Source organism: Mucilaginibacter angelicae, from assembly GCF_042434235.1.
Taxonomy (GTDB): domain Bacteria; phylum Bacteroidota; class Bacteroidia; order Sphingobacteriales; family Sphingobacteriaceae; genus Mucilaginibacter; species Mucilaginibacter angelicae.
On the sequence record NZ_JBHLTS010000024.1, the window covers coordinates 201,823 to 219,875 of the forward strand.

An 18,053-nucleotide genomic window follows, 5' to 3' on the forward strand; every position below is an offset into this window, starting at 1 on the left:
GATTAGATCCCCGCTACTGATTTAGTTTCAACTGTAATTCCCGGCGACATAGTTGAAGAGATATGAATGCTCTTGAAGTATGTACCTTTTGCTGCAGAAGGTTTTAATTTAGAGATGGTTTGCAATACTTCTAATGCATTCTCATAAATTTTATCTGCAGGGAAAGATGCTTTTCCTATTGAGGTATGGATGATACCTGTTTTATCAACTTTGAAGTCGATTTTACCACCTTTAACCTCAGTTACAGCTTTACCAACTTCTGGGGTTACTGTACCTGATTTAGGGTTTGGCATAAGGTTACGCGGGCCTAATATACGACCTAAACGACCTACCTTAGCCATAACACTTGGCATAGTGATGATAATATCAACATCAGTCCATCCACCTTCAATCTTGGCAATATAATCATCCAAACCTACAAAGTCCGCACCTGCATCTTTTGCTTCTTGTTCCTTATCAGGAGTACAAAGCACCAATACACGTACAGTTTTGCCGGTTCCATGAGGTAATGTTGCAATACCACGCACCATTTGATTGGCTTTACGCGGGTCAACACCTAAACGAACGTCTATATCAACTGATGAATCAAATTTAGTTAAGGTTAATTCCTTTACCAAAGCTGATGCAGCTTCTAATGAATACGATTTGTTTGCCTCAATTTTGGAGAGTGCCGCTTTTTGATTTTTTGTTAATCTTGCCACTGTCTTAAACTGATTTGTATAAATTTTTAATTCTTGATTTGAGATTTGAGATCAGAGACTTGAGATTTATAAAAATCTGAAATCAAAAATCCGCTATCCAAAATCAATTTAATTCCAGGGAGCCGTACCTGATACGGTGATTCCCATACTACGGGCAGTACCTGCCACCATTTTCATGGCTGATTCAACTGTAAATGCGTTCAGATCTACCATTTTATCCTTAGCAATAGTTTCAACCTGCTCCCAATTTACATTGGCAACTTTTTTACGGTTGGGCTCTGCTGAACCACTTTTTAAACCTGTTGCTTCCAATAACTGGATTGCAACCGGTGGGGTTTTGATGATAAACTCGAAAGATTTGTCAACATAAACAGTAATCAAAACAGGCAATATTTTACCAGGTTTGTCCTGGGTACGTGCATTAAATTGCTTGCAAAACTCCATGATGTTCACACCCTTTGCACCCAATGCAGGGCCAATTGGAGGTGATGGGTTTGCGGCGCCGCCTTTAACTTGCAGCTTTACCATTGCACCGATCTCTTTTGCCATTTTAATTTACTTTAATTATAACTCAATGTTAGTAAGTGGAAGCTAAGTAACATTTAAGGTTTTAGTGAGTGGTTGATTTTGTGAGTGGTGAGCAGTTGCCTCATTTACACATTTCAATACTCTATTATATTTTATTAATGTTTAGATAATTGCGGCAGTTAACTATTCACTTAATCAACCACTCACCGTTCACCAAACTTATTCTTTCTCTACCTGCATGTAATTCAATTCAAGCGGCGTACGGCGCCCAAATATCTTTACCATTACTTTCAGTTTCTTTTTCTCTTCGTTAACTTCTTCAATAACGCCGCTGAAACCGTTGAAAGGCCCGTCCATAACTTTAACGGCCTCACCTACATAGTAAGGTACGTTCATAGTTTCGCCCTGGGCACTCATCTCATCAACCTTACCTAAAATACGGTTAACTTCTGCCTGGCGAAGCGGGATAGCATTTCCGGCTTTATCACCCAGGAAACCTATAACGCTGTTTATATTTTTTATGATGTGCTCGGTTTCGCCATCTAAAACAGCTTCCATAAGCACATAGCCGGGAAAGTAGTTACGCTCTTTAGCGATCTTCTTTCCATCGCGCATCTGGTAATACTTTTCGGTAGGTATTAATACCTGTGGTACCAAATGACTAATGCCCAAACGGCTAATTTCGGCATCTATATATTGTTTAACTTTTTTCTCCTTACCACTAATAGCCCTAACTACATACCATTTTAATTGATCACTCATCTCCTTCTCCCTGATATTATGTTAGCGATGTGTAAAACAGTTTAAGCAAATAATTAATGATCTGGTCCATACCTAAGATAACCAGCGCAATAATTATAGCGGCAACCAATACCAAAACAGCGCTGCTTTGCAGCTCACGCCATGTAGGCCAGGTAACCTTTTCGGTTAACTCGATGTATGACTCTTTAATATATTCAGCTACGCCTGCCATTTTTATATTGTGCTTAAGCACGGGAACAAGGATTCGAACCCTGATCAAAGGTTTTGGAGACCTCTATTCTACCGTTGAACTATTCCCGTGTGTTATTTATAATAAGAAAACATAAGTTTGCCATTGAAGGCTAAACTTATGTTTTCAAATTAACCTTTTTATTGAAATATTATTATTTCAAGATTTCAGTTACCTGACCAGCACCTACTGTTCTGCCACCTTCACGGATAGCGAAACGTAAGCCTTTTTCCATTGCGATAGCGTTGATCAACTTTACAGTGATTGTAACGTTATCACCTGGCATAACCATTTCTACACCTTCGGCTAATGAAATCTCACCAGTTACGTCAGTTGTACGGAAATAGAATTGTGGGCGGTATTTGTTGAAGAATGGAGTGTGACGGCCACCTTCTGCTTTTGATAATACGTAAACTTCTGCTTTGAAATCGGTGTGAGGAGTTACTGAACCTGGTTTGCAGATAACCATACCACGACGGATATCAGTTTTCTCAATACCACGTAACAATAAACCTACGTTATCACCAGCTTCACCGCGATCAAGGATCTTACGGAACATCTCAACACCAGTTACAGTTGATTTCAAGTTTTCAGCACCCATACCAAGGATGTCAACTTGCTCACCTGAGTTGATTACACCACGCTCAATACGACCGGTAGCAACAGTACCACGACCAGTGATTGAGAATACGTCTTCAACAGGCATTAAGAAAGGAAGATCTGTCAAACGTGGAGGGATTGGGATGTAGCTATCTACAGCATCCATTAACTCCATGATTTTACCAACCCAGGTAGGATCGCCGTTAAGACCACCTAATGCAGAACCCTGGATAACTGGGATATCATCACCTGGATATTCGTAGAATGATAATAATTCACGAATTTCCATTTCTACTAATTCTAATAATTCCGGATCATCAACCATGTCAACCTTGTTCATGAAAACAACAAGTGCAGGTACACCTACCTGACGTGCCAACAGGATGTGTTCGCGGGTTTGTGGCATCGGACCATCAGTTGCAGCAACTACAATGATTGCACCGTCCATCTGAGCAGCACCAGTAACCATGTTTTTCACATAATCCGCGTGACCTGGACAGTCAACGTGTGCATAGTGACGGTTAGCTGTTGAATATTCAACGTGGGCAGTGTTGATGGTAATACCACGTTCTTTTTCTTCAGGAGCCGAGTCAATTGAATCAAATGAACGAGCTTCTGATAAACCTGCATCAGCCAAAACCTTAGTAATAGCTGCGGTAAGGGTTGTTTTACCGTGGTCAACGTGACCGATTGTACCGATGTTTAAGTGCGGCTTACTGCGGTCAAACTTTTCTTTTGCCATGATCTATAAATTATTTTTGTAGGTTAATTTTAACTTTAAATGTATGTTTTATAACACTGAGCCAACAATGGGATTTGAACCCATGACCTCTTCCTTACCAAGGAAGTGCTCTACCCCTGAGCTACGTCGGCTTATTTTCTTTAGTTTTCAGTTACCAGTTGTCAGTTTGCAGTTGTTAGTTATCTATATAACTGCAAACTACACACAGCTAACTGCCTTCTGTAACCGAGCGGAAGACGAGGTTCGAACTCGCGACCTATAGCTTGGAAGGCTATCGCTCTACCAACTGAGCTACTTCCGCTTGTTAAGCTTTCGGCTTATGATTTCAATTAATGAAACCTCAAACCTCTTTAATCAAGTCAGCAGTTTACAATTCCGTTAACTTATTGCTAACTGCGAACTATAAACTGCCTACTCAATATGTGGGGGGAGAAGGATTCGAACCTTCGTAGCCGAAGCAACGGATTTACAGTCCGTCCCATTTGACCGCTCTGGTATCCCCCCAGTAGTTGTTTCCGGATTTGGGATGTCCAAAATTGAAGCTAAACACCTCAATCCGAAAAAAACTGAGCCTCCTATCGGGATCGAACCAATGACCTACTGATTACAAGTCAGTTGCTCTACCAGCTGAGCTAAGGAGGCTTATATTTAATTTGCCTGGTTAATTATTGGGGCCTTATGGCTTCCGTTAATCGAGCGGCAAAAGTAATAAGCTTTTTGATATTTAAAAGAACTATTTTAACTTTTTTTTGAGGCGTTAAATACCTCCCCGAAAGGGACTGCAAATCTACAAAAATTATTATCGCTGCAAAATTTTTTATCAAAAAAAATCGGCAGGCTAAAAACCTGCCGATTTAGGCTTAAACCAAGCCCTTTATAATATTAAAAACCGTCCTCTGCTGCCGTTAAAACAGCTTTTTTGGCTGTAGCATCAGCAATGGCTTTCTTTTGTTTATGCTTTTCAATCTGCTTCCTCAGGCTTTCAACAGCCAGGTCGGTTGCTTCCTCAAAACTCTTACACTTCTCTTTAGCAAATATCTGATTTCCGGGCAGCAACAATTTTATCTCCGTTATCTTGTTGGCCTCATCTTCCACATTCTCAAGCTTTAAGTAAACTTCACCGCTAATAATATGATCATAAAACGTATCAAGCTTATCCGCTTTTTTCTGAATAAAATCTAAAAGTTTCTTGTCTGCGGTGAAATGAATTGACTGCACTGTAATTTTCATGTTTCCTCCTTTTTAAGCCTTTGGATGGGCGAGTTTATAAATAGATTTTAGTCGTTCAACTGAATTGTGCGTGTAAATTTGGGTAGCACTTAAATTAGCATGCCCCAAAAGTTCTTTAATTGAATTTAAATCGGCCCCGTTATTTAGCATAGTGGTTGCAAACGTATGCCTGAGCACATGCGGGCTCCGCTTGTTTTGGGTTGATATGTTGGAGAGGTATTTCTGCACTATTAAATAGATCAATTTCGGATAAGCATCGGCTCCTTTATTTGTAACGATCAATGTAAAGGAATTGTTATCAAAATTTTGATTTTTCTTTAACTCCAAATATTCGGGCAGCAGGATCTTCAGCTCATTGTTGATAGGAATGATGCGTTCCTTGTTGCGCTTGCCCAACACTTTCACTACTCCCGCATCAAGGCTAAGGTCCTGTTCTTTAATACCTAACAGCTCGGCGAGGCGGATGCCGGTGCCAAACAGCATTTCAATAACAAGCTTATCGCGCAGGCCCGGAAAGTCATTTGTAAAAATGTCATCACTATCTAACATTTTTGTGAGGCGTGCATCTTCAACTACTACGGGCAAGGTTTTAGCAACTTTTTGCGACCGTACCCTGGATACCGGGTTAGTTTCAACAACACCTTCCTGCAGTAAAAATTTAAAGTATTTGCGCAGCGTGGCCATTTTGCGGTTAACCGATCGGCCTGTAAGTTTTTGGTCAATAAGCTCAACCATCCAGTTACGGATATCATGATAGCTTATCTGCGATGGATGGGTAATAACCGGCTCGGGTGCGGGATCGGCACCGCCGGGATTGTTTAAAAAGCGCATGAACTGATCCAGATCAGACTGATATGCGGAAACAGTATGGACTGAATACCGCTTTTCATATTTGATGTATTGGATAAAACGCGCTAAAAACATAAAAAACTATTTATACATCCGGGATTATGAATGTACAAATAGTTTTAATATAGTGTTAAGAAATCTGAAAAAAATTCTTTCAACAAGAATTAAACAGTTTCCTGGTTCAAAGTCTGTTTGTAGATAGCATGTTTAACAACATGACGACGGGTTACAGATTTCTTTTCGAAAGCCTGACGACTGCGTAGTTCTCTTAAAACACCTGTTTTTTCGAATTTCTTTTTGAAGCGTTTCAATGCTTTGTCTAATGATTCGCCGTCTTTTACGTTAATAATGATCATAATTCCTAAAATACCTCCTTTCAAGGGAGGGCAAAGATAATCACAATGTTTTGAATATCAAAGAGAGAGCCGGAATTATTTTTTTGATTAAAGACCATTACATTACCGCGCCACAATTTCATTGCTCCATATAACATTATCAGTTTCCCGTCGAAGCGTTAGCCCGCGCATATCAAAAGGCAGCTGAGCCCCTTCAATATCCTTGTACAAACTCATCCCTATTTTAAAACCTTTAGATGTAAACAACTTGCCTTTGCCAGTATCAGTTAAAAAATACACCGGTATATAAAACGTTACCTGCTGATAAGGAGCAACCTTGTAAATGGAAGGGCTATTTTTAAAACAGTCCATCAAATTTGACGGGATTAATCTTACATTTTCGGCATTGGTTGTAAATATATCGAGCCATGAACACGACATATTAATATAGCTCAAGGTATCGGCTGATTGGTTATTGAGTGTAACTGGCACTACCGTGTAAAGGCACCTGTGCATGTTACCTGCATAATAACACACGGTATCCTTCATTTGCTTAACAGAATCCTGATTGATGGTTATTTTAAACTTCTCCCTGTCAGTAGCCGAAAGTTCAGCAAATCCCGCCGGAACAACACTTGCAGGATCATGCCGGTAAAAACCATGCCTTGTATCAAAAATCCCATCATCCCATCCCGTACGGATCAGTTTCGCGTTTACAAAATCTGAATCTATGCGAATACTGAATATTTGATTATATGCTACAAAAGATTGCTTTCTATGCAAGTCGGTCCTCATTTTGATAATATTACGCTCTTTAATTGAGGGATATATTGGAAAATGATTGCCTTGCAGTACGGAGAACCATTTTCCTGTATCTGATTTTAAGAGCATGCAGATACCATAACTTTTATTTAAAGTTAAAAGGAACAACATGATTACGATAAGGTAGGATCTTCTCATTTATTAAATATGAACTTAACAAGGCGAAATAGAGTCAATTATTTCTTCAAAAGCCCGTCCAGGTAATCCTTTAACCCTGGGTTTGACGGTACGGGCCCGTAAAGCATTGCCACCCTAAAATCCTTGTTAATAATTACAACCCTTGGTATTGAAAGTATCTTATATGCCTTCAGTTCTATTACATCGGCAAATAGCTGCATGCCTGTAGCATTATTTTTTTTCAAATGATCTTTCCATATCTTTTTATTATCACCCACACTTAAAGCAATGAATGCTATATCTGCATTACTTTCATATTGTTTTTTAAGCTTTTCAAAGTATGGCATTTCCTCAAGACAGGGGCCGCACCATGTGGCCCAAAAATCAATGAAGATTACTTTACCTTTTAAACTACTCAACTTTACCTGTTGATCATTTGCATTAAAAGCAGTAAAATCCCTGGCCTCATCGCCAGTAGTAAATTCCAGTTTACCGGTAAGCGTTTCCTTAGCTGCTTCCCGGTAGCTGCGGTTTTTTATCGAATCTATTTTAGGCAAAAAGGTTGCCAGCATCTTTTTATCATCCACCTGGTTTACCCGGTAAACCAGTTCATAAGCATATTGCCAATCTTTCAATTGGGCATCAACAGGAATATGTTTTCTTTCATAACTATCGAGAATGCTGTAGTAATTACTTCTGAATGCTTCAACCTTAAGGTTTTCGGCATTCATGAGGTTTACAGCATATTCATCCCATAAAGGATCTAAAAGTTTTTTTGTCTCGGCAAATATGGAGTCCTTTTTACTCTCAGGCACCTTGTTCCTTCTGATAAAAAGCCCTGCAAACAATTTGAAACTGCTAAACAAATCGGCTTCTATACGCGCCCTTTCAATATCAGCAAAAGCATTGGATAGCCCTTTAATAGTTTTAAGATTATCCCGCCGGGCCTGAGCTAATTGCAAAACTGTATCAAGAGTTTGCTGTAATGTATGCTTAATATTAAAACCACCATCCAAATACGAACCTGCTTTGGGAAACGGCACAGTTTTAAGGTAATTATCAGCCGCAGTTCCTGAACCACGAAACACCGATTTTTCGGGCGCGTTATTATCTATAACAACATTCAACACATCCCCGGGCGAAAGATAAAGCTCATTTCGTCCTAAAAGAAAGTAGTTTGCCTCTTTTAAATTGAATTTGATAGAAAAGTTACCATTGGTATCAGGGACGATTTGCAGGTTGCTTTCCGGGGGTTTTAAGTACAATAGCTCAGAATAATCGAGTAACACTACACGGTTATTAAAATTTACCAGCTTACCGGTTATAATTACTTCCTGTTTTTGCTGTTTTAAATCTGATACTTTTGGATGATTGAGAAATGCAGTACGCTTACTAAAGCTTACCGGTTTATCACTTTTAATGACTGGCTGCTTTTGTTGAGCGATAATTGGATTGTAAAATAGAAAAATGATAAACGAGAGCAGGATACATTTGATTTTCATGAAAGGTTTAAGATTATATAACTAAGATAGCTTTTTTAAGAAATGCCATTTGTTAAAAAATCTTAAATCTGTGCAATGCCCCGCCTCCAGGCCCTTATAAGTTTCTACATTAATACAGCAATGTTGTCCCCATAAACAACAAAGGCCGCCATAGGCAGCCTTTGTTATTATAATGATCTGTAATCAACAATTATTGTTTATCCCAGTATACTCTTGTATTAAGCGCATCCGGGCCCTGACGGGCAATTACAGCATTGTAATTAGTTTTGTTAAGGTCAAACTCAGTTTGCGGGTATTGTTGCCTGCGGGGGATCTTTTGATCAGGGCTTAATGAACCCGGAACCGGGTCAAGCAGTTTAGGCAAGCCTGTACGGCGGTATTCTGCCCATGACTCCCAACCGTTGCCTAAGAAACCAGCAATCCATTTCTGGGTCATGATCAGGTTCATAGCGTTTGCAGCCGAAAACTGAACTGATGCCTGTGCAAGATAAGCACTTTCGTCGGCCGAGCTAACAGCGTTTTGCTCCAGAGATGCAGCTATACCTTTTTTATAGAAATCGGCAGCAGCGCCATCACCACCGGCAATCCAGTTAAGGTGAGCAGCTTCGGCCTGGGTAAACATGATCTGGGCATATGATGTCCAAACAGTTGGTGAAGCCTGGCCCGAAACAGCCAAACCAATTAATGATACGTTACCAGGTTTACTGCGTGTTCCTTTGTTATAATTGCCTAAAGCATCGCCAAAAGTACCGTAAGGTAAACCTACGTATGTTTTTGAAGCTGTTTGTGCTGCATACACCGCTAACCTTGGATCATTAAGGCCGCTTAAGGTATTAACCACCAGGCTGCTTACAGCATAATCATAACGGTTGCGGTAATTAGTAAAATAAGGGTTTTCGTTAGTTTGGATAGCAAGGTAATCATAAACAGCGTTATCATCGTTTGAGGTCATTAAACCTCCGGCTACCGCTTTTGCATATTCTGCTTTACCTGTTGCAGGATCAACTTTTGAAAGCCTTAATGCCATAACAGCATGTAAAGAGTTCGCCCAATGTTTCCATTTTGTGGCATCGCCACCAAATAAGATATCACTTGATAAGGCAGCACCAGTATCGAACTGAGCCTGTGCCTCATCCAGCTCTTTCATCAATGCTGCATAGATATCTTTTTGCGCATCAAACACAGGTGTTAATCCGGATACGCCGTTCAATGCCTGAGAGTATGGGATATCGCCCCACCTGTCGGTAATAGTAAGGTATATAAACGCCCTTAAAATACGTGCTGATGCTATCTGATTAGCATTTGAACCAAATTTAATTGTCGACTGCAGGCTTTTCTTAGCCGGATCGGTATTAAACTGGATCAGGGTTTTCAAATCTTCAAGCGGGCCAGTGTAATAACCCTGGTAGTCATATTGCTTTAATGAAAACTGCGATTCGCTGGTATAAAATGTTTCGGCAAGATATTGTGAATATAATTCGCCGGTGAACGAGTTGATGTTGGTTGTTGCACCAGCACCGTTAATACCACCCAAATACTGCAGCGCACTGGTTAACAGGTAACCGGTTTGCGCGTTAGGTGACTGGTTGGGGTTAACGTTTAAATCGCCGCCCACTTTACATGAGGCAAGTATAAACATACCAGCCCCGATTATATATTTACTGATATATGATTTTTTCATGATTGAAGAACTTATTAGAATGTTACCTTAATATTGAACCCTAAGTTTCTGGTGTTTGGCAACTGGCCTCCTTCATAAAATGAAGTTTGCAGTTGCGATGGATCAACACCTTTAACCTTTGAATAGATCATCCATGGGTTTTGGGTTGTAATACCAAAGTAAGCAGTTTGGAATGGCAGTCTGCCTAACATCTTTTTAGGGAACGAATAACCAATGCTAACTTCCCTTAATTTAACGTATGAAGCATCATAAGTCCATTTTTCCCAGATCTGGCTGTATGACTGTTCGTATAAGGTACGGGTTTCTACATAAGTAGTGTTCGGGGTACCATCGGCATGTACGCCCGCAACCAGGGTACCACCGCCTTCGGCTACAGGGTTACGTACCGGGTTACCTTTGGCATTGTTGCCAACAGTTTCGATACCTAAGCCAGATCCGTTAAGGTTTTGCTGGGTAACTGATACAAATTTGCCGCCTTTCTGAAAATCAAGAGAGAATGCAAGTACCACGTTTTTGTAGTTAAATGAGTTGGTAAAACCGCCTGTGTAGCTTGGCAACATGCTGCCAAGGTTAACATTGTCCTGCCTTACAGGAAGGCCGTCGGCACCAATTATAATATTTCCTTTACCATCGCGGGCAAAACCAGAACCAATGATCTGACCGTATGACTGACCAAGGTAACCGTTGATACCAAAGCTTGGTGAACCCACAAAGCCAAAGCTTTGGGTACCTGCAGCCTGGTTACCACTTGCTAAACCATAACCGCCAAGGCCGTCAGGAGTTACCTTAACGTTTGTTACACCAGGATAAAGTGAAACGATTTTGTTACGGTTAAATGAAAGATTGAAATCGGCATTCCAGGTAAAATCTTTCGATTTGATTGGAGTACCACCAAGGCTGATCTCGATACCGTTGTTACGGATAGAACCTGCGTTGATAACAACTGTTGAATAACCGGTTGTACCGTTTACAGGTAATGATAAGATCTGATCTTTAGTAGTACGTGTGTAGTAGTTGAAATCAAATTTAACCCTGTCTTTGATAAAATGTAACTCGGTACCAATTTCGTACGAAGTTGAAAGACTTGGTGTTAAATTTGCATTAGGTAAAGTATTAGGTACTGTTTGCACAGCATCATTTCCGTGTGGGGTAGTACTTAGGTTATAAGTTGGAAATGTTGAGTAAATAGGTGCATCAGAACCTAACTTAGCTGCTGATAACCTCAGTTTACCAAACGTTAAGATATCGTTTTTAGCCATCAGCTCGGTAAACACAAATGAACCCGACAAACCGCCGTACCAATATGAGTTGTGGTTTACCGGTAAAGTTGAAGACCTGTCATTACGGGCATTGAAATCAAGGTATAAAAAGTCTTTATAGCCAAATGAAGTATAACCATAGTAACTGTTTACCCTTGAAAGTGCGTTATAGCTAAATGATGTTGCCGCGTTTGCAGAGTTGCTTAGTGTATACAAGTCTGGAATTGCCAAGCCACCTACTGTTGCACCAGAAAGATAAGTGTAACGGTCCTGACGTGTTTCGGCGTATACACCGGCTTTTACAGACAGGTCTTTAAAGTTATGGCTGTATGATACGTTACCTACATAGTTGTTTTCTTTGTAAGTATACTGGTTTTGTGAGTAAGCATCAGGGTTAATCGTACCCGAACCTACCTGTGCGCTCGCATCGCGGTTTAATAAATCTTCTCTTGCGATAAATGATGCAGAGATATCTTTAGTAAACTGGTAGCTTAAAGTTAAGTTACCGTAAACACGGTTGTTGTTTGATTTTGAAGTATTTTCATACGCCTCGGTATATGGGTTATCCCAGTAGTGAGGTGTTAAATCATCAGGGCTGGTAATGTTCCATGAAGTAAATGTACCATCAGCCCTTTTGTAATTTTTAAGCTTGTCAATTTCAACATCCCTGTGAAACCACTGACTGAAAGAGCCGGCAGTTTGGGTTCCGTATCCTTCCTGAGGTATATTGAATGAATTGATTTGCGAAAAGTTGGCGTTAGCGCTTACAGTTAATTTTTTTGTAAGTTTCAATTCGCCGTTTAAGCTTACGCTATTACGTTTTTGATCGCTGTTAGGAGTAATACCGGTACGATCGATATTGGTATATGATACCCTCAGGTTATAATCATCCGTTGCTTTTGAGAAAGCTGCATTGGTATTGAAAGTAACACCGGTGCGGTAAAAATCTCGAACGTTGTTTGGTTGCGGAACAAATGGTTTTAACTTACCAAAGTCGGGGTTTGTTGGATCCCAGAAATACCATGGTGCATAAAGCGTACCATCCATTTTAGGTCCCCAGCTTTCGTCAACGCCGTAATCGTAAATTTTTGTACCGTTAAATTTAGCGAATGAAGCAGGAGATCCGTTAGCGGGGTCATAAGTGTAAGTATCCCATTTAACGCTGGTACCACCACCATATTCATTTTGGTACTCCGGTAACTGGTAAACTTTTTCAAAAGTAGTTGATTGGTTAATAGAAACGCCAACACCTTTGTTTGAACCTTTTTTAAGCGTGATAACAACAGCACCTTCAGATGCACGCTGACCGTAAAGGGCAGTAGCAGCAGGGCCTTTCAATACCGAAACTGATTCGATGTCATCATTGTTCACCGCGTTTGGATCGGTAATAACACCATTTACCACGTAAATTGGGTTACCACCCGATAATGAGTTGATACCGCGGATACGGATAGTTGATGTACCAAATTTTGCACCAGAACCGCCTAACACCTGTACACCTGCAATTTTACCTGCAAGGGCTGTGTTAAGGTCAGATTGTTTGGTAACGCTAAGGTCATCACCCTTTACCTGCTGCGCAGCGTAACCTAATGATTTTTGCTGCCTTGTGATACCCAACGCAGTTACAATCACCTCGTTAAGTCCGCGGCTTGATGCCTCTAAAACCACTTTAAGGTTTGTTGAACTGCCAACAGGAACATCCTGTGTAGCGTAGCCAATAAAGCTGAATGTTAAAACCGCGCTGTTTGAAACGCTGAGTGAAAATTTACCGTCGACGGTAGTTTGGGTACCGGTTGTTGTACCTTTTATTTTAACCGATACACCCGGCAGAGGAAGACCGTCCTCCTTGGCTGTTACCGTGCCGGTAACAGTGTGATTTTGCGCAAAAAGCTGAGTTACAGCAAATACGAAACTGCACAAAATTAGTAGTAGTCGTTTTTTCATAGAAAAAATTTAGCTAATAGTTAAGCCGACAAACTTAATATCCAGGGGTAAAATAAAACGACATTTGAATGTAATATTTCCTTTACAAAAACTTATTTAACCATGGAGAATATTTTAGGAAATATCCAACAAGAAATTACCTTTGCGACCGTTAATACCATATGGCCGATTAGATCCGGCCGGTAATAAGTCAGTTAATATTGTTAATTATAAATTAGGAAAATGCGCGAGGCATTTTCCTAATTTGCTTTATAAGCCACTGTAAATCAAAACAGAATAAATTTAACTGCAACGAGAACTTGAAGAGAGAAATTTGCATGCAAGGGCTTGCAAAACTGTGTTGAAACTGGCAAATGAGGCCCGATAAAACATGCCGAAGAGGTAAAGGTTCAGGCTCAAAAACATAGCAAAAACATTGTTTTAATCATGTTTTCACATAAAAAAAATTAATGTAACAATATATTTACGTGATGTAAACCAAAGTAAACAGCCCCTGACCGAAGACTAAATGACACTAATTTGACAATAGGCGAATGTAAAAGATTGGTTATTTCAGCCTTTTGTGAACCTGTCTTTCCTTTTTTTATACCAAATTGCTTTTACTCCATACCTAACATTACCCGGGAACAAGAAATGTAACCAGGATCAATACGGCTAAGAGGTAAGCTTTTTTCATTCTTAAATATACCTTTCATTGATAAATTTAAGGAGCTTAAGTATTATGCTTTATTTGACCCGGGTATATGCTGCTTCTGTTCTCGGCTTAACTTTCGTAGTTTTCCATTTGCCATGAATGAGCTTACTGTAACCAATTCCGTATAAAGCATTGCCCCGTATCACATACTTTTCCTGGTAAAAATCGGGCTTACCACCATCTTCAGAATGTGAATCATCCTTTTCAAAAATTGTTACAGTGTCTGCAGATATTTTGTAAGTATCGCGAAACGTATAATCCAGCTCACAATTATAATTGTAAACCTTGCCCCCGGCTTTAAACTTTAGGGTGTTGATACAGGTGTTGGTTACCTTGTACATCCAGCTTGAATTTATTAATCCCGATTGGGTAGGTTGAATCGCGAGTACAAGAATAATTAATAACGATCTCATTTATTTTAAGATTCAGGGATAGTTTTTGTCAGCAATATAACCGTATTCTATTATATAAAATCAATTATTCTTGCATTAGTAAAAGTTTAGCGATGCTAAACTTTTACTAATAGAAAATCCCCTCAATCTGTCCCTTATCTATCCCCTTAACACCTCCCTGCTGATCACTATTTTCTGAATCTCGCTTGTCCCCTCACCTATGGTGCAGAGCTTAGCGTCACGGTAAAATTTCTCAACGGGGAAATCCTTGGTATATCCATATCCGCCAAAGATCTGTACAGCTTCAGTTGCCGTACGCACCGCCGTTTCGGAGGCAAAGTATTTGGCCATGGCCGATTGTTTAGTCACCGGCAAGTGCCTGTTTTTTAAATCGGCAGCCTGCATTACCAGTAGTTCGGCCGCTTCAATTTCGGTAGCCATATCGGCCAGTTTAAATGCTATCCCCTGAAAATTACCAATAGGTTGCCCAAACTGGTGGCGTTCTTTGGCATATGCAACTGCTGCCTCAAAAGCGCCCTTGGCTATCCCTAATGACAGGGCCGCTATCGAAATCCTGCCGCCATCCAGCACCTTCATGGCTTGTTTAAAACCTTCGCCTTCAATACCCAGCAAGTTTTCTTTAGGCACCCGGCAATTGTCAAAAATAAGTTCAGTAGTTTCAGAAGCGCGCATGCCCAGCTTGTTTTCCTTTTTACCATGCGTAAATCCAGGTGTGCCTTTTTCAATTACCAGGGCCGAGATTCCGTGCGAATCGCCTTTATTACCTGTACGTACCATCACCACGGCCACATCGCCTGATTTACCGTGGGTTATCCAGTTTTTGGAACCGTTAACCACATAATGATCGCCATCCAAAACGGCAGTAGTGTTCATGCCCAGCGCGTCCGATCCGGTATTGGCTTCGGTAAGCCCCCAGGCGCCAAGCCATTCGGCAGTGGCCAGTTTGGGCAGCCATTTGAGTTTTTGTTCTTCGTTACCAAAGGCCAGGATGTGTCCTGTACAAAGCGAATTATGGGCAGCAACCGATAAGCCTATGGCACCGCAAACTTTGGCTATCTCGCTTATCACGGTTACATATTCAAAATAGCCGAAACCCGAGCCGCCGTATTGCTCTGGCACAAATACGCCCATCATGCCAAGCTCGCCCAGTTGCTTAAACAAATCTACAGGGAAATGCTGGGCTTCGTCCCATTCCATTACATGAGGTTTAATATAGCGTTCGGCAAAGTCTTTAGCCATCTGGCCAACCATTTGCTGATTTTCATTCATACCAAAATCATACCCACCAGTTGGCTGGGTATCAGTTAACAAAGCATCCATATGTACATTTATAATTGGTTATTAACAAAATAACGTATAAAAAATGAGATTGGTTTGCCCATAAAAGCCTGCAAATCAAGAACGGTTTGGTATTGGGTATGAATTATAGGTTTAGTTGAAATAGGGTAGTTTTAAGGAGGGTAAAATTAGTGGAAAATATTTTTCAGGAATTATTTGCAGGGAATTGGTTTAGGCACCATCTTTAATTATTTTGCTTCACCACAGGCCACATAGTAACACAAAACATTATAAATTGTCTTCTATATCGTCCATCGCTTCATTAAAATCAAGAATCTGCTTTGGGTCATTCTTATAATTCTCAGCACGTTCTCTTACTATATTTGCCTGCCATTCGGGCACTCCTATTTCTTCCTGTTCAATTTCCATAATTAATACCCGCTTTCCATTTCTGTTATAATCAATTCAGGCTTATTTATCGAATACCTGAAGCTGACCGAATCGCCTTTGCCAAGGTTTTTGAGATTTTCATCCCAGCCGCCAATGTGTTCGTACGTCACATTACCTATTGTATATTGTACATGTAACGAGTGACCTTTATGATAAAAAATTTTAGTAATAACACCCTTACCATAAGCAGAGTGACTATTGATCTCTTTTAAATTTGCAGCCCTGTTCCTATTGCCTACAACAATTAACCGCCATAACCCAGCTATCACTAAGGTAGTCATGATAATGAGCGGTAAAAAATTTTGAAATTTATTTTTTAATTGAGGCTGTTTCTTATTCATAGCGTTGCCTGCGGCCCGGGCTGTACGTTACAAGTCCTCGCCTTTCCTGTGCCCGCAATCCCAACCCGCGCTGTGGGCTTTCCACTGCCATCCCTAACGCGGGCATTTTCATTAGCACTAAAACTTTCGTTAAAAAAGAGCAGCTAATAAACCTATCAATAATCGGCCAATACTACCAGCTTGTCGCAAATAGGCGTAATCCGTTCTTTACCATTCAAAAAGCCAAGCCCAACCACAAACGAAAAACCGGCAACTACGCCGCCCATTTCTTTGATGAGTTCGCTGGCTGCAGTTACTGTACCACCGGTAGCCAACAAATCGTCATGCAGTAATATATGCTGACCAGGTTCAAAAGCATCAGTATGCAGTTCGATAGTAGCGGTGCCATACTCCAGCTTATACGCTTTTTGCTTTATGGTGAAAGGCAGTTTGCCCGCCTTGCGCACCGGAACAAACGGCACCCCTAATTTGGTAGCCAGCGTAAGGCCAAACAGGAAGCCTCTGCTTTCGATACCAGCCACAGCATCAATCCGGGTGCCCTGCAGCTGCTCAACAAAAGCATCAATGATATTTTCGCACAGTTCCGGATTTTTGAGTATGGGGGTGATATCTTTAAAAATGATTCCTGGTTTTGGAAAATCAGGAATATCCCTTATGGCTGCTTTAATTTGCTGAGCTATCATTTGAAAACTAAATAAGGCCCAATTTTACGCAAAATTCCTTCATTAAGTATGGCAATATTTTTCAGGTCGGTCAAAGCATTGTAATTACCATGCTCATCGCGGTAAGCGACAATGGCATCCATCTGTTTAAAGCTCAGATAAGGGAAACGCCTGAGTTCATTAAATGTGGCGGTATTAATGTTCACTTTAATAATATGTTTCCCATCAACCGTAATACCGTCTTTAATCTGGTTATACTTTTCCTCGTCAATACCATAAACTTCCTTTAATTGTTCCTTACTGTGAAATCCGCCTATCCGCCCACGATAATGCACAATGCGCCGGGCAAATGCCGGGCCTATCCCCCTGATCATGGTAAGCCTGGCCGAATCGGCACTGTTAATCTCTATCACTTCGCCTGGTTTGGCTTTGTTTACATGATAGGCAGGGCCATCGGGCAGGCTGATGTATGGCTCAAGGCGTTTGTATTCGGCCGGGTTAATACTGTACATTTTTTGCACATCACCTTTGGTGAAAAACCGTCCGCCCTTTTCTTCATAATGTTTAATTACCTGTGCCTGGTGTTCGGTGAGGCCAAGCTTTATCCAGCCGGTAAGGGGTAAGTTGTTGGGATTAAATTTAAAGAGCGTGGCAGGCGAGGCACTATGATCACCTGCAAACGTATTCTCATCTGCTATAAGATCGCCCGTTTTATCGGCATCGGCAATCGCTTTATCAAATGCCTTAAAATTTATTGTATTATCTTTGCGGTTTGCCTGGAACGCATATGGGGCCAGCAAAACCATTGCAATTAAAATAATCAACACTACTATTCCGTTCCATTCCTTTTTAGTGATGGACAGGTAGCTTTTAATTTGCGGCCTCATTTATATACATTCCTGAGGTTAAATTAA

18 protein-coding genes and 5 tRNA genes are annotated in these 18,053 nt (G+C 40.6%); all 23 read right to left on the reverse strand.

All coding sequences use genetic code 11. The annotated features are described in order from the left end of the window. Positions 1 to 2: 2 nt before the first annotated feature. The 23 genes from rplA to ACFFGT_RS18940 all read right to left on the reverse strand — a co-directional run bounded on the left by rplA (position 3) and on the right by ACFFGT_RS18940 (position 18,026). The gene (gene rplA, locus ACFFGT_RS18830; protein ID WP_091145359.1) at positions 3 to 701 is read right to left on the reverse strand and encodes a 50S ribosomal protein L1; all 699 of its coding nucleotides are present in this window, start codon (positions 699 to 701) and stop codon (positions 3 to 5) included. 108 nt (positions 702 to 809) lie between these two features. After that, entirely contained in the window at positions 810 to 1,250 is a 441-nt protein-coding gene (gene rplK / locus ACFFGT_RS18835) for a 50S ribosomal protein L11 (RefSeq protein WP_330859560.1), read from the reverse strand. A gap of 198 nt (positions 1,251 to 1,448) precedes the next feature. Next, positions 1,449 to 1,991, reverse strand: a complete 543-nt coding sequence (gene nusG / locus ACFFGT_RS18840) for a transcription termination/antitermination protein NusG (protein WP_377024081.1) — start codon at positions 1,989 to 1,991, stop codon at positions 1,449 to 1,451. Between the two features lie 16 nt (positions 1,992 to 2,007). Then, positions 2,008 to 2,202: a preprotein translocase subunit SecE gene (gene secE / locus ACFFGT_RS18845; protein WP_090529653.1), complete on the reverse strand. Its 195-nt coding sequence runs from the start codon at positions 2,200 to 2,202 to the stop codon at positions 2,008 to 2,010. Positions 2,203 to 2,220: 18 nt separating this feature from the next. Next, positions 2,221 to 2,291 (reverse strand) — tRNA-Trp (locus tag ACFFGT_RS18850). A gap of 83 nt (positions 2,292 to 2,374) precedes the next feature. After that, positions 2,375 to 3,562 carry an elongation factor Tu gene (gene tuf / locus ACFFGT_RS18855; protein WP_290324709.1) on the reverse strand — a complete coding sequence of 396 codons (1,188 nt, stop codon included), beginning with the start codon at positions 3,560 to 3,562 and terminating at the stop codon, positions 2,375 to 2,377. A 59-nt stretch (positions 3,563 to 3,621) separates the two neighbouring features. Next, positions 3,622 to 3,693 (reverse strand) — tRNA-Thr (locus ACFFGT_RS18860). A gap of 97 nt (positions 3,694 to 3,790) precedes the next feature. After that, positions 3,791 to 3,863 (reverse strand) — tRNA-Gly (locus ACFFGT_RS18865). A gap of 122 nt (positions 3,864 to 3,985) precedes the next feature. Next, positions 3,986 to 4,066: transfer RNA gene (locus ACFFGT_RS18870), tRNA-Tyr, on the reverse strand. Positions 4,067 to 4,131: 65 nt separating this feature from the next. Next, positions 4,132 to 4,204: transfer RNA gene (locus tag ACFFGT_RS18875), tRNA-Thr, on the reverse strand. Between the two features lie 240 nt (positions 4,205 to 4,444). After that, positions 4,445 to 4,792 (reverse strand): ribosome hibernation-promoting factor, HPF/YfiA family, encoded by a 348-nt coding sequence (gene hpf / locus ACFFGT_RS18880; protein ID WP_377024082.1) that lies wholly within the window; start codon positions 4,790 to 4,792, stop codon positions 4,445 to 4,447. A 12-nt stretch (positions 4,793 to 4,804) separates the two neighbouring features. Beyond that, the gene (locus ACFFGT_RS18885) at positions 4,805 to 5,716 is read right to left on the reverse strand and encodes a tyrosine-type recombinase/integrase (protein ID WP_377024083.1); all 912 of its coding nucleotides are present in this window, start codon (positions 5,714 to 5,716) and stop codon (positions 4,805 to 4,807) included. 89 nt (positions 5,717 to 5,805) lie between these two features. Beyond that, positions 5,806 to 5,997 (reverse strand): 30S ribosomal protein S21, encoded by a 192-nt coding sequence (gene rpsU / locus ACFFGT_RS18890; RefSeq protein ID WP_090528691.1) that lies wholly within the window; start codon positions 5,995 to 5,997, stop codon positions 5,806 to 5,808. A gap of 102 nt (positions 5,998 to 6,099) precedes the next feature. Beyond that, positions 6,100 to 6,771 (reverse strand): hypothetical protein, encoded by a 672-nt coding sequence (locus ACFFGT_RS18895; protein ID WP_377024084.1) that lies wholly within the window; start codon positions 6,769 to 6,771, stop codon positions 6,100 to 6,102. A 203-nt stretch (positions 6,772 to 6,974) separates the two neighbouring features. Further along, positions 6,975 to 8,417, reverse strand: coding sequence for a TlpA family protein disulfide reductase (locus ACFFGT_RS18900; protein ID WP_377024085.1), 1,443 nt, complete (start codon positions 8,415 to 8,417; stop codon positions 6,975 to 6,977). Between the two features lie 190 nt (positions 8,418 to 8,607). Then, positions 8,608 to 10,098, reverse strand: coding sequence for a SusD/RagB family nutrient-binding outer membrane lipoprotein (locus ACFFGT_RS18905; RefSeq protein WP_377024086.1), 1,491 nt, complete (start codon positions 10,096 to 10,098; stop codon positions 8,608 to 8,610). Between the two features lie 14 nt (positions 10,099 to 10,112). Further along, positions 10,113 to 13,301 (reverse strand): SusC/RagA family TonB-linked outer membrane protein, encoded by a 3,189-nt coding sequence (locus ACFFGT_RS18910; RefSeq protein ID WP_377024087.1) that lies wholly within the window; start codon positions 13,299 to 13,301, stop codon positions 10,113 to 10,115. 726 nt (positions 13,302 to 14,027) lie between these two features. Next, a complete protein-coding gene (locus ACFFGT_RS18915) occupies positions 14,028 to 14,408 on the reverse strand; it encodes a hypothetical protein (protein WP_377024088.1) in 381 nt (126 codons plus the stop codon). Positions 14,409 to 14,546: 138 nt separating this feature from the next. Next, entirely contained in the window at positions 14,547 to 15,728 is a 1,182-nt protein-coding gene (locus ACFFGT_RS18920; protein WP_377024089.1) for an acyl-CoA dehydrogenase, read from the reverse strand. A 246-nt stretch (positions 15,729 to 15,974) separates the two neighbouring features. Next, positions 15,975 to 16,115 carry a hypothetical protein gene (locus ACFFGT_RS18925; RefSeq protein ID WP_377024090.1) on the reverse strand — a complete coding sequence of 47 codons (141 nt, stop codon included), beginning with the start codon at positions 16,113 to 16,115 and terminating at the stop codon, positions 15,975 to 15,977. Between the two features lie 2 nt (positions 16,116 to 16,117). Then, a complete protein-coding gene (locus tag ACFFGT_RS18930; RefSeq protein ID WP_377024091.1) occupies positions 16,118 to 16,417 on the reverse strand; it encodes a hypothetical protein in 300 nt (99 codons plus the stop codon). A gap of 215 nt (positions 16,418 to 16,632) precedes the next feature. After that, positions 16,633 to 17,160: an adenine phosphoribosyltransferase gene (locus ACFFGT_RS18935; protein WP_377024092.1), complete on the reverse strand. Its 528-nt coding sequence runs from the start codon at positions 17,158 to 17,160 to the stop codon at positions 16,633 to 16,635. Further along, positions 17,157 to 18,026: a ComEA family DNA-binding protein gene (locus tag ACFFGT_RS18940; RefSeq protein ID WP_377024093.1), complete on the reverse strand. Its 870-nt coding sequence runs from the start codon at positions 18,024 to 18,026 to the stop codon at positions 17,157 to 17,159. Before ACFFGT_RS18940 ends, ACFFGT_RS18935 begins: the two co-directional genes overlap by 4 nt. Between the last annotated feature and the right edge of the window lie 27 nt (positions 18,027 to 18,053).